Annotated in this window: 4 protein-coding genes; 3 read left to right on the top strand and 1 reads right to left on the bottom strand. The window is 59.0% G+C overall.

All coding sequences use genetic code 11. From position 1 onward, the window contains the following. The first annotated feature begins 21 nt into the window (after window positions 1-21). From AC244Q_RS02155 to AC244Q_RS02145, 3 genes are all read left to right on the top strand, one after another. The gene (locus AC244Q_RS02155) at window positions 22-879 is read left to right on the top strand and encodes a glycosyltransferase family 2 protein (RefSeq protein ID WP_113547221.1); all 858 of its coding nucleotides are present in this window, start codon (window positions 22-24) and stop codon (window positions 877-879) included. After that, window positions 876-1,898 carry a class I SAM-dependent methyltransferase gene (locus AC244Q_RS02150; RefSeq protein WP_128407382.1) on the top strand — a complete coding sequence of 341 codons (1,023 nt, stop codon included), beginning with the start codon at window positions 876-878 and terminating at the stop codon, window positions 1,896-1,898. The genes AC244Q_RS02155 and AC244Q_RS02150 overlap by 4 nt, the downstream gene beginning before the upstream one ends. 374 nt (window positions 1,899-2,272) lie before the next feature. Beyond that, window positions 2,273-3,079 (top strand): glycosyltransferase family 2 protein, encoded by an 807-nt coding sequence (locus AC244Q_RS02145; RefSeq protein WP_113547219.1) that lies wholly within the window; start codon window positions 2,273-2,275, stop codon window positions 3,077-3,079. Between the two features lie 130 nt (window positions 3,080-3,209). Here the strand turns inward: AC244Q_RS02145 and AC244Q_RS02140 are convergent, their stop codons facing one another. After that, window positions 3,210-12,140, bottom strand: a complete 8,931-nt coding sequence (locus AC244Q_RS02140; protein ID WP_487764144.1) for a M10 family metallopeptidase C-terminal domain-containing protein — start codon at window positions 12,138-12,140, stop codon at window positions 3,210-3,212. Between the last annotated feature and the right edge of the window lie 31 nt (window positions 12,141-12,171).

Here is a 12,171-nt window from a genome sequence, read left to right as displayed (position 1 = left end):
AAGGAAAGACGACAATATTTGATGCGCGTAAACGTCTTAATCCCGGTCTTCAATCGGCTTGAACATACTCGCAAAGTCATCGCGGCCTTGAGAGCCCAAACAGTTGTCGATAATATCCGAATTGTCATCATCGATGACGGCTCCACGGATGAAACGGCTGAGTTCCTCGCGGCGCAGCCTGACGTGACGAGCATAAGAGGCGACGGCAATCTGTGGTGGGGCGGAGCCATAGAGGTCGGCCTGAAGCGGGTTCTGCCCGACTGCGGCCCCGAAGACTACATCCTGTTCGTCAACAATGACACGTGGTTTGGCCCGACCTATGTCGAGACATTGATACGGTGTTCACGCGAAAATCGGGATGCTATTATCGGCAGCGTCGTTCACGAGGAGGAGAGCGACCCGCCTTTGACGGGGGTGGGACCGCGCTTGAACATAAATCGCATTGCAGTATGGGACATTCTTGCCGAGTTGAGTGAAGAGGAGCGCCGGAATCCTAAGCCGCTCTATAAGGCGGACGCGCTCAGCGGTCGCGGAACGTTGTTTCCCGCGGAACTGTTCAAACGGCATGGAACCATGCGTCCGCGTTTCCTGCCGCATTATATGGCCGATTACGAAATATCCATGCGCTTCGCACGAACGGGCGTACAACTCCTTGTTTCCAGCGAAGCCATAGTTTATTCACCGCCAGTCTACGGCGCTCACGTGTCGGATACGTCTTCGTGGAAGAAGCATTTTGGCCGGCGCTCGCCCCACAATGTATTTCAGCGGGCCGCGTTCTATTCTTTGATCGGCACGCCTTTGCAACGGCTGACAGCGCCATTGCGCATGGCGGCCTTCATGATTATCCGGACGGCCCATACTCTGCGAGCGAAGAAATGAAAAAGGACAATAACGACGCGATGAAGAGCGATCATCAGATGCAGTGTATTGCCTGCGGTTCGAATATGGAAACATTTATCGAGCGCATATCCGACGATCGATACGGCTGCCCCGGTGTATATTCGATCGAGAGGTGCGTGTCTTGCGGTCATATGACGACGACACCGCCGCTGACCGAAGCAGACCTGCCTGGGCTTTACAGTACGTATTATCCACGCAGGGAAGTTGATTTCTCCGCCATAGAGCGAGAAGCTGCGCTGGTAAACAAGCCTTTCGCCGCTTTCAATCGTTGGATGGCCGGCACCGATCATCAAGGCCACTATCTGGCGCAGCCTGGTGAGAAAGTACTGGATGTCGGTTGCGGCTCATGCATTTCACTCCTTGAAATGCGTAACAAGGGTATTGAAAGCTGGGGGATCGAGGCGGATCCGAATGTGCGGACTATCGCTGATCATTTCGGTCTGCAGGTCCATATCGGCAACATTTACGATCTGCCTTTTCCCGACATGAAGTTCGACCTGATTGTATTGAATCAGGTGCTCGAACATGTGCCGGATCCCTCGGCCATGCTGCAGGCGGTAAGAGAACGTCTCACCCCCCAGGGTCGCGTGATCATGGCGTTCCCCAATACGGGCTCGTTTCATCACAAGATCTGGAAAGACCGCTGGATCAATTGGCACATTCCCTATCACCAAAATCATTTCAATCGCACCTCTTTTACCAAGCTCGCCGGCAAGTTTGGTTACAAGGTCGAAAACGTCAGAACGGTTACGCCTAATCTCTGGTCGGTCCTGCAATTACGCACTGCACGCGAGCGGAAGCAGGAGGGCAAGTCATCATCCACCTGGATGCACAATGCTGATGCAATCCAAGGCAGGCCACCGTTCTTCACTCGACTGAAGAACGTAGCCCTATCGCGTGGCGCACGTGGGGCCGGGATGGTGATGGGATTGGGCAATCGAATTCTGGATGCCGCAGGCAAGGGCGACAGCCTTCTCTTCGTGCTGAGGCCGATCTAGAAATTCCACCCCGCTCTCCCGCAAGGTCAGGCGGTCGCACGTCGGAGAATTCAACAGAACGGTCCGACTGCATAGGAGCGGATATGCAGGCACGGGTGCAGTTCAAGCTCACGCCGCGAGGCCTGGATACAATGAGGTATGGCGTGTCAAGAACCGCAAGAAGTTGCTTCGAAATGGCGAGGGTCGCAGGATGCGAGCCGAGTGCTCGAGCCCCCGGCTAGCAAGATGCCCTTGCGCAGCTTTTTCTTCGAAGACAAGGGATCTCCTGCATTGACCAAGGATAATCTGCAGTACTGGATTGCGACGCCGCCTTTCCATCTGCTACGGGTTGGCTAGATTCCGCCTCTTCGAATATGAGCAAGACACCCGTTAAAATGGCTGCAGACACTGCCGATCCACGTGCTCCCCGGATAAGCCTCATCACCGTTTGCTGGAACGCCGAGCGGACCATTGCCGATACGTTGCGGTCCATCGACACGCAAACCTACGACGATTTCGAGCACATCATCATCGACGGCGGCTCAAAAGATTCTACGCTCGCCATCATCGCTTCGGCGCCCGCCAAGAACCGCCGTGTGCTTTCGGGACCGGATGGAGGCATCTATGTGGCGATGAACAAAGGAATTGGTCTAGCAACCGGCGATATTATCGGGTTCCTGAATGCGGACGATATTTTCGAGAGCAGCCACTCCCTCGGAACTGTGGCGGCTGCGTTGCAAGATGAAGCATATGACGGCTGCTACGGCGATCTCGTCTATGTTTCCAACCGGCATACCGATCGCAAGATCCGCTACTGGAAATCGCGTGCGTTCAGATCCGGTTCTTTCGCCCGTGGCTGGTGTCCACCACATCCGACATTCTATGTTCGCCGTAGCATTTATGATCAGTTAGGGCGGTTTGATCTGCGTTATCGGCTTGCAGCCGACGTCGAGCTTATGATGCGATTTTTGGAAGTCGCGCGGATCAGAACAATCTATATCCCGCGAGTCCTGGTCAGGATGCGCTTAGGGGGCGCCACGAACAAGAACGTTCAAAATATATCGCGTCAGAACAAGGAGGTGCTGTCCGCCCTTGCCGACAACGGCCTGAAGGTCTCAACATCGATGTTCTGGGCCTTTAAGATCATGAACCGGTTGGGCCAGTTCCTGATGCGCAATCGATCGCAGGATTTATCAGCGTAAATCCACGCCGTCGCCGATAGCCGGTTTTACACCGCCACCCTCCCCCGAACCCGTCCGCAATCGCCGTCATCCTCTCCGCCGCAGCATGCCAGATCTCCCCCCGGGGGTTTACCCGGAGGTCCGATCGGGTTCACGCAAAAAGGAAATCCCCCGAGTCTAGGCTCGTCAAGGCTACGTTCCTCAACACTATGGTGTTGTCGATATCGGCTGTAACGATTGTATCGTTGCCATTCTGACTGGATGCAGCAAAAAGCGATTCCCAGTCGGCGAAAATGTTGTGATCGATTCTGATCGTGTCGTGCGCCGGGCCAGTTGCCATGAAGTTTGTGATCGTATCGTGGCCCCAGTTCAGCAAATAAACGAAGACGTCGGCTGCTGCTCCACCAGTGAGGGTATCGTTACCGGCGCCGCCCGTCAGCGTATTAGAACCACTGCCGCCGACGATAACGTTGTTCAGCGCATTCCCTGTTCCGGCAAACGGCCCTATGCCGGCAAAGCTCAGGTTCTCGACATTGCCGGCAAGCGTATAACTCGCCAGGTTCGTGCGAACCGTGTCGATCCCCTCATTGGCAGCTTCGTTGACGAGGTCGCCGGCATTGTCGACGATATAGGTGTCGTTGCCCGCTCCGCCGATCAAGGTGTCCGCACCGACCCCGCCATTCAGGATATCGTTGCCGGCGCCGCCGGTGATCGTGTTGGCGAGCGCATTGCCGGTGCCGGTGAAGCTGGCAGATCCTGTATAGGTCAGGTTCTCGACATTGTTGCCGAGCGTATAGCTTGAAAGCGCCGTGTGGACTATGTCTATTCCCTCGTTCGCGTTCTCGATCACAATATCAGTCGCAATGTCAACGACGTAAACGTCGTCGCCCATCCCACCCGACATCTTGTCGGAGCCACCACCCCCGATCAATGTGTCGTTGCCCGCCGCCCCGGCGAGGCTGTCAGCGCCAACACCACCTGTGATAACGTTGTCAAGCAGATTCCCTGTTCCAACGAAGGTTGCCGCTCCGATATAGGTGAGGTTTTCGAGGTCGCTGCCAAGCGTATAGCTTGCCAGCGTCGTGCGAACCGTGTCGATCCCCTCATTGGCCGCTTCGGTGATGAGGTCGCCGGCATTGTCGACGATGTAGATGTCGTCGCCTGCACCACCGATCAAGCTGTCGGCGCCAGCCCCGCCATTCAGCGTATCATTGCCGGCGCCGCCTGACAGCGTATCGATGGCAGCGCCACCCGTGATCGTGTTGTCGAGGCTATTACCTGTTCCGGCGAAGGCTAGCGTGCCGATATAGATGAGGTTCTCGAGGTCGCTGCCAAGCGTATAGCTTGCCAGCGTCGTGCGAACCGTGTCGATCCCCTCATTGGCCGCTTCGGTGATGAGGTCGCCGGCATTGTCGATGATATAGGTGTCGTCGCCTGCACCACCGATCAGCGTGTCGGCCCCTGCCCCGCCATTCAGCATGTCAGAGCCGGCGCCGCCGGTGATCGTATTGGCAAGCGCATTGCCGGTGCCGGTGAAGTTGGCCGATCCCGTGTAGCTCAGGTTCTCGACATTGACCAATGTGGCGATGGAGTAGGCTGCAAGCAACGTGCGGATTTCGTCGGTGCCGGCACTGGCCAACTCGGTGATGACGTCGCCCGCACTGTCGACCACATAGATGTCGTTACCGGCGCCGCCGATCAGCGTGTCGTTGCCAGCACCGCCGTCAAGCAGATCGTTGCCGGCGCCACCGATGATCGTGTTGGCAAGCGCATTGCCGGTGCCGGTGAAGCTGGCGGATCCCGTATAGATCAGGTTCTCGACATTGTTGCCGAGCGCATAGCTCGAAAGCGCCGTCTTGATCAGATCGGTGCCTTCATTCAGTCCTTCGGTGACCACATCGCCAACGTCATCGACAATATAGGTGTCGTTGCCCGCTCCGCCGATCAGTATGTCTGCTCCGGCCTTCCCGTCCAGAATGTCGGCACCTGCCGCGCCCCTGATCGTGTTGGCAAGGCCATTGCCCGTCCCGGCAAAGGCCGCCGCTCCGATATAGGAGAGGTTCTCGAGATCATTGCCAAGCGTATAGCTTGCCAGCGTCGTGCGAACCGTGTCGATCCCCTCATTGGCCGCTTCGGTGATGAGGTCGCCGGCATTGTCGACGATATAGGTGTCGTCGCCCGCACCACCGATCAGCGTGTCGGCCCCTGCCCCGCCATTCAGCGTGTCGTTGCCGATACCGCCGGTGATCGTATTGGCAAGCGCATTGCCGGTGCCGGTGAAGTTGGCCGATCCCGTGTAGCTCAGGTTCTCGACATTGACCAAGGCGGCGATCGAGTAGGCTGCAAGCACCGTGCGGATTTCGTCGGTGCCGGCACTGGCCAACTCGGTGATGACGTCGCCCGCACTGTCGACCACATAGATGTCGTTGCCGGCGCCGCCGATCAGCGTGTCGTTGCCGGCACCGCCGTCAAGCAGATCGTTGCCGGCGCCGCCGATGATCGTGTTGGCAAGCGCATTGCCGGTGCCGGTGAAGCTGGCGGATCCCGTATAGATCAGGTTCTCGACATTGTTGCCGAGCGCATAGCTCGAAAGCGCCGTCTTGATCAGATCGGTGCCTTCATTCAGTCCTTCGGTGACCACATCGCCAACGTCATCGACAATATAGGTGTCGTTGCCCGCTCCGCCGATCAGTATGTCTGCTCCGGCCTTCCCGTCCAGAATGTCGGCACCTGCCGCGCCCCTGATCGTGTTGGCAAGGCCATTGCCCGTCCCGGCAAAGGCCGTCGCTCCGATATAGGAGAGGTTCTCGAGATCATTGCCAAGCGTATAGCTTGCCAGCGTCGTGCGAACCGTGTCGATCCCCTCATTGGCCGCTTCGGTGATGAGGTCGCCGGCATTGTCGACGATGTAGATGTCGTCACCAGCACCACCGATCAAGCTGTCGGCGCCAGCCCCGCCATTCAGCGTATCATTGCCGGCGCCGCCTGACAGCGTATCGATGGCAGCGCCACCCGTGATCGTGTTGTCGAGGCTATTGCCTGTTCCGGCGAAGGCTAGCGTGCCGATATAGGTGAGGTTCTCGAGGTCGCTGCCAAGCGTATAGCTTGCCAGCGTCGTGCGAACCGTGTCGATCCCCTCATTGGCCGCTTCGGTGATGAGGTCGCCGGCATTGTCGATGATATAGGTGTCGTCGCCTGCACCACCGATCATCGTGTCGGCCCCTGCCCCGCCATTCAGCATGTCAGAGCCGGCGCCGCCGGTGATCGTATTGGCAAGCGCATTGCCGGTGCCGGTGAAGTTGGCCGATCCCGTGTAGCTCAGGTTCTCCACATTGACCAATGTGGCGATGGAGTAGGCTGCAAGCAACGTGCGGATTTCGTCGGTGCCGGCACTGGCCAACTCGGTGATGACGTCGCCCGCACTGTCGACCACATAGATGTCGTTACCGGCGCCGCCGATCAGCGTGTCGTTGCCGGCACCGCCGTCAAGCAGATCGTTGCCGGCGCCACCGATGATCGTGTTGGCAAGCGCATTGCCGGTGCCGGTGAAGCTGGCGGATCCCGTATAGATCAGGTTCTCGACATTGTTGCCGAGCGCATAGCTCGAAAGCGCCGTCTTGATCAGATCGGTGCCTTCATTCAGTCCTTCGGTGACCACATCGCCAACGTCATCGACAATATAGGTGTCGTTGCCCGCTCCGCCGATCAGTATGTCTGCTCCGGCCTTCCCGTCCAGAATGTCGGCACCTGCCGCGCCCCTGATCGTGTTGGCAAGGCCATTGCCCGTCCCGGCAAAGGCCGCCGCTCCGATATAGGAGAGGTTCTCGAGATCATTGCCAAGCGTATAGCTTGCCAGCGTCGTGCGAACCGTGTCGATCCCCTCATTGGCCGCTTCGGTGATGAGGTCGCCGGCATTGTCGACGATATAGGTGTCGTCGCCCGCACCACCGATCAGCGTGTCGGCCCCTGCCCCGCCGTTCAGCGTGTCGTTGCCGATACCGCCGGTGATCGTATTGGCCAGCGCATTGCCGGTGCCGGTGAAGTTGGCCGATCCCGTGTAGCTCAGGTTCTCGACATTGACCAAGGCGGCGATCGAGTAGGCTGCAAGCACCGTGCGGATTTCATCGGTGCCGGCGTTGACCGCCTCGTTGATCACGTCGCCCGCACTGTCGACCACATAGATGTCGTTGCCCGCTCCGCCGTTCAGCGTGTCATTGCCGGTGCCGCCGTCAAGCAGATCGTTGCCGGCGCCGCCGATGATCGTGTTGGCAAGCGCATTGCCGGTGCCGATAAAATCGCCGGTGCCGATGAAAGCCAGGTTTTCGACATTGGCAATATTGGTCAAGGCATAGGAAGAAAGCACCGTCCTGATCAGATCGGTCCCTTCATTCAGCCCTTCGGTGACCACGTCGGCCAGATCATCGACGATATAGATGTCGTGGCCCGCTCCGCCGATCAGCGTGTCAGCACCTGCCCCGCCATTCAGGATGTCATTACCGACACCACCAGTGATCGTGTTGGCAAGGCTATTGCCTGTCCCGACAAAGGCTGCCGTTCCGATGTAGGTGAGGTTCTCGACATTGGCTCCCAGTGTGTAGGCGGCCAATATCGTGCGAACCGTGTCGGTTCCCGCGGCGGCGTTCTCGGTGACGCTGTCACCGGCATTGTCGACGACATAGGTGTCGTCGCCCGTTCCGCCGATCATCGTGTCGGCACCAGCCCCGCCATTCAGCGTATCATTGCCGGCGCCGCCGGAAAGCGTATCGATCGCAGCGCCACCCGTGATCACGTTGTCGAGATCATTGCCTGTTCCGGTGAAGGCTAGCGTGCCGATATAGGCGAGGTTCTCGAGGTCGCTGCCAAGCGTATAGCTCGTCAGCGTCGTGCGAACCGTGTCGATCCCCTCATTGGCCGCTTCGGTGATGAGGTCGCCGGCATTGTCGACGATATAGGTGTCGTCGCCCGCACCACCGATCAGCGTGTCGGCCCCTGCCCCGCCGTTCAGCGTGTCGTTGCCGATACCGCCGGTGATCGTATTGGCCAGCGCATTGCCGGTGCCGGTGAAGTTGGCCGATCCCGTGTAGCTCAGGTTCTCGACATTGACCAAGGCGGCGATCGAGTAGGCTGCAAGCACCGTGCGGATTTCATCGGTGCCGGCGTTGACCGCCTCGTTGATCACGTCGCCCGCACTGTCGACCACATAGATGTCGTTGCCCGCACCACCGTTCAGCGCGTCATTGCCGGCGCCGCCGTCCAGCAGATCGTTGCCGGCGCCGCCGGTGATCGTGTTGGCGAGCGCATTGCCGGTGCCGGTGAAGTCAGCGGATCCCGTGTAGCTCAGCTTCTCGACATTGTTGCCGAGCGTATAGTTTGCCAGCACGGTCTTGACCGTGTCGGTTCCCGCAGCGGCGTTCTCGGCAACGCTGTCGCCGGCATTGTCGACGATATAGGTGTCGTCGCCCGCTCCGCCGATCATCGTGTCGGCGCCAGCCGCACCATTCAGGGTGTCGTTGCCGACACCACCAGTGATCGTGTTGGCAAGGCCATTGCCTGTCCCGGCAAAGGCTACCGTTCCGATATAGGTGAGGTTCTCGACATTGACGCCAAGCGTATAGCTTGCCAGCACGGTCTTGACCGTGTCGGTTCCTTCATCGGCGTTCTCGGCAACGCTGTCGCCGGCATTGTCGACGATATAGGTGTCGTCGCCCGCTCCGCCGATCAAGCTATCGGCACCTGCCCCGCCATTCAGCGTGTCGTTGCCGTCGCCGCCTGACAGCGTATCAGCGGCGGCCGCCCCTGTGATTACATTGTCGAGATCGTTCCCGGTGCCGGCAAAGGCTGCCGTTCCGATATAGGTGAGGTTCTCGACATTGACGTCAAGCGTATAGCTTGCCAGGGCCGTGCGAACCGTGTCGGTTCCCGCGGCCGCGTTCTCGGCAACGCTGTCGCCGGCATTGTCGACGATATAGGTGTCGTCGCCCGCACCGCCGATCAGCGTATCGGCGCCTGCCCCGCCATTCAGCACATCGTTGCCGGCGCCACCGGTGATGGTGTTGGCCAGCGCATTGCCGGTGCCGGTGAAGCTGACCGATCCCGTATAGCTCAGGTTCTCGACATTGATCAGTGCAGCGATCGAGTAGGCTGCAAGCGACGTGCGGATTTCGTCGGTGCCGGCACTGGCCAACTCGGTGACGACGTCGCCCGCGCTGTCGACCACATAGATGTCGTTGCCAGCACCACCGATCAGCGTGTCGTTGCCGGCATCGCCGTCCAGCAGATCGTTGCCAGCGCCGCCGGTGATCGTGTTGGCAAGCGCATTGCCGGTGCCGGTGAAGCTGGCCGATCCCGTGTAGGTGAGGTTCTCGACATTGTTGCCGACCGTATAGTTTGCCAGCACGGTCTTGACCGTGTCGGTTCCCGCGGCGGCGTTCTCGGCAACGCTGTCACCGGCATTGTCGATGATATAGGTGTCGTTGCCCGCTCCGCCGATCAAGCTATCGGCACCTGCCCCGCCATTCAGCGTATCGTTGCCGACACCACCAGTGATCGTGTTGGCAAGGCTGTTGCCTGTCCCGGCAAAGGCTGCCGTTCCGATGTAGGTGAGGTTCTCGACATTGGCTCCCAGTGTGTAGGTGGCCAGGGTCGTGCGAACCGTGTCGGTTCCCGCGGCGGCGTTCTCGGCAACGCTGTCGCCGGCATTGTCAACGACATAGGTGTCGTCGCCCGTTCCGCCGATCAAGCTATCGGCACCTGCTCCGCCATTCAGCGTGTCATTGCCGGCGCCGCCGGTGATCCTGTTGGCGAGCGTATTGCCGGTGCCGGTGAAGCTGGCCGATCCCGTGTAGCTCAGGTTCTCGACATTGATCAGTGCAGCGATCGAGTAGGTCGCAAGCGACGTGCGGATTTCGTCGGTGCCGGCACTGACCGCCTCGGTGACGATGTCGCTCGCACTGTCGACCACATAGATGTCGTTGCCCGCACCGCCGTTCAGCGTGTCATTGCCGGCGCCGCCGTCAAGCAGATCGTTGCCAGCGCCGCCGGTGATCCTGTTGGCGAGCGCATTGCCGGTGCCGGTGAAGCTGACCGATCCCGTATAGCTCAGGTTCTCGACATTGATCAGTGCAGCGATCGAGTAGGTCGCAAGCGACGTGCGGACTTCGTCTGTGCCGGCGCTGGCTAACTCGGTGACGACGTCGCTCGCACTGTCGATCACATAGATGTCGTTGCCCGCTCCGCCGATCAGCGTGTCAGCACCTGCCCCGCCATTCAGGGTGTCGTTGCCGACACCACCAGTGATCGTGTTGGCAAGGCTATTGCCTGTCCCGGCAAAGGCTGCCGTTCCGATGTAGGTGAGGTTCTCGATATTGGCTCCAAGCGTATAGCTTGCGAGTGTCGCGCGGACCGTGTCGGTTCCCGCGCCGGCGTTCTCGGCAACGCTGTCGCCGGCATTGTCGACGACATAGGTGTCGTCGCCCGTTCCGCCGATCAAGCTATCGGCACCGGCCCCACCATCCAACACATCATTGCCGGCGCCGCCGGTGATCGTGTTGGCCAGCGCATTGCCAGTGCCGGTGAAGTTGGAGGATCCCGTGTAAATCAGGTTCTCGACATTGTTGCTGAGAATAGAGCTTGAAAGCGCCGTCCGGACGGTGTCCGTCCCCTTGTTCGCACTCTCGACCACAAAATCGACGCCAGCGTCGACCACGTAGATGTCGTTGCCAGCACCTCCGATCAGCGTGTCATTGCCGGCACCGCCATCCAGCAAGTCATTGCCGGCGCCGCCGGTGATCGTGTTGGCGAGGCCGCTTCCAGTTCCGGTAAAAGCGCCAGTGCCGGTGAAGGTGAGGTTTTCGACATTGGCAATATTGGTCAAGGCAAAGGAAGAAAGCGACGTCCTGATCAGATCGGTCCCTTGATTCAGCGCCTCAGTCACCACGTCGGCCAGACTGTCGACATTATAGGTGTCGTTGCCTGTTCCGCCGATCAGTGTGTCATTGCCGGAACCGCCGGAAAGCGAATCATTTCCGGCATTGCCCCAGAGCGTATTGTCCGCCTCATTGCCGATAATCGTATCGTTGCCGGAGCCGGACTGAACGTTCTCAATCAACGACGCGACATTGTCGTGATAAAGAAGGGCGTTGAAAATGTTGCCGCGGGCATAGCCATTGTTCGGACCGCCCCCCAGATAGGCCAACTGGCTCTGGGAAAAGACCGAGTACCCCCCCGCTCGCAAGTCGATCCTGAGGCCGGTCGTATAAGCGCTCAGATCATAGGTGTCGGTACCGCCTCCGTCCCAGATTGTTGCGAAGATCCTGTTGGCAGCGGGCGTGATGGCCGCAACGCCGTTGACATAGGTGATGCCCTGGTTGGGATTCCACCTATAGACGGTATCGCCACTGTTCGTCGTATAGTCCGCACCATACATTTCCTGCAGGGCGGCAATGTCGAGCATCATGAAGCTTTGTGGCGCGCCATCATGCTCATACTTGGCCCCACTCTCATCGTCTCCGATGAATGTGTGGTAGGTCATGATCGTATATTCGAGCGAGTCGTAGGCGCTCGGAACGACTGTTCCCCCTTCGTGAGCATGTTTCAGTCCGAGAGCGTGACCCAACTCATGCACCAGGGTATGGCCCGCATAGTTGCCGAACCTTGGGAAACGATAATCATCTTCGGTGCCAGCATATCGCGTCCCGAACCAGACGTCGCCACCCCGTCCATAGGCAGCTGGCATATAGGCCCCTGCCGTCGGAAGAGAGGGATCCGACGATTGAGCGAACCGCACCGTTGCGGTATCGGCGCTTCCGGCCTCAAAGTTGGCGTTCGTGAACCCCTCGACGGAGAAGCCGTCGTTTGCAGCATTCCCATAGGACTGCTCCATAAAGAATAAGGCGAGAGACTGCTGCTGCGACGAAATTGGAGTGAAAGAATAGTATTTTTCGGGGCCATAGCTATACGATGACGAAGTCGTGGGAAACGCATAGGTTATCGTTCCGTCCCAGGCGAAGAGATCAAGAAGCCCGTCAACTTTGTTATCGCCAGTCCAGTTGACGATCTTCGTCGGAGTAATAAGGTCCGTCATAAAATACCCGTTTGCCTATTCCATTCGGCCG

This window comes from Rhizobium sp. CB2179, assembly GCF_057653455.1.
Note: the sequence above shows the minus strand (reverse complement) of the source record. Positions and strands in the feature narration are given on the sequence as shown.

What these genes read in the sequence shown, in the direction of transcription:
- AC244Q_RS02155 (WP_113547221.1), top strand. Translation starts at nt 22, where the DNA reads ATGCGCGTAAACGTCTTAATCCCGGTCTTCAATCGGCTTGAACATACT.
- AC244Q_RS02150 (WP_128407382.1), top strand. Translation starts at nt 876, where the DNA reads ATGAAAAAGGACAATAACGACGCGATGAAGAGCGATCATCAGATGCAG.
- AC244Q_RS02145 (WP_113547219.1), top strand. Translation starts at nt 2,273, where the DNA reads ATGGCTGCAGACACTGCCGATCCACGTGCTCCCCGGATAAGCCTCATC.
- AC244Q_RS02140 (WP_487764144.1), bottom strand. Translation starts at nt 12,140, where the DNA reads ATGACGGACCTTATTACTCCGACGAAGATCGTCAACTGGACTGGCGAT.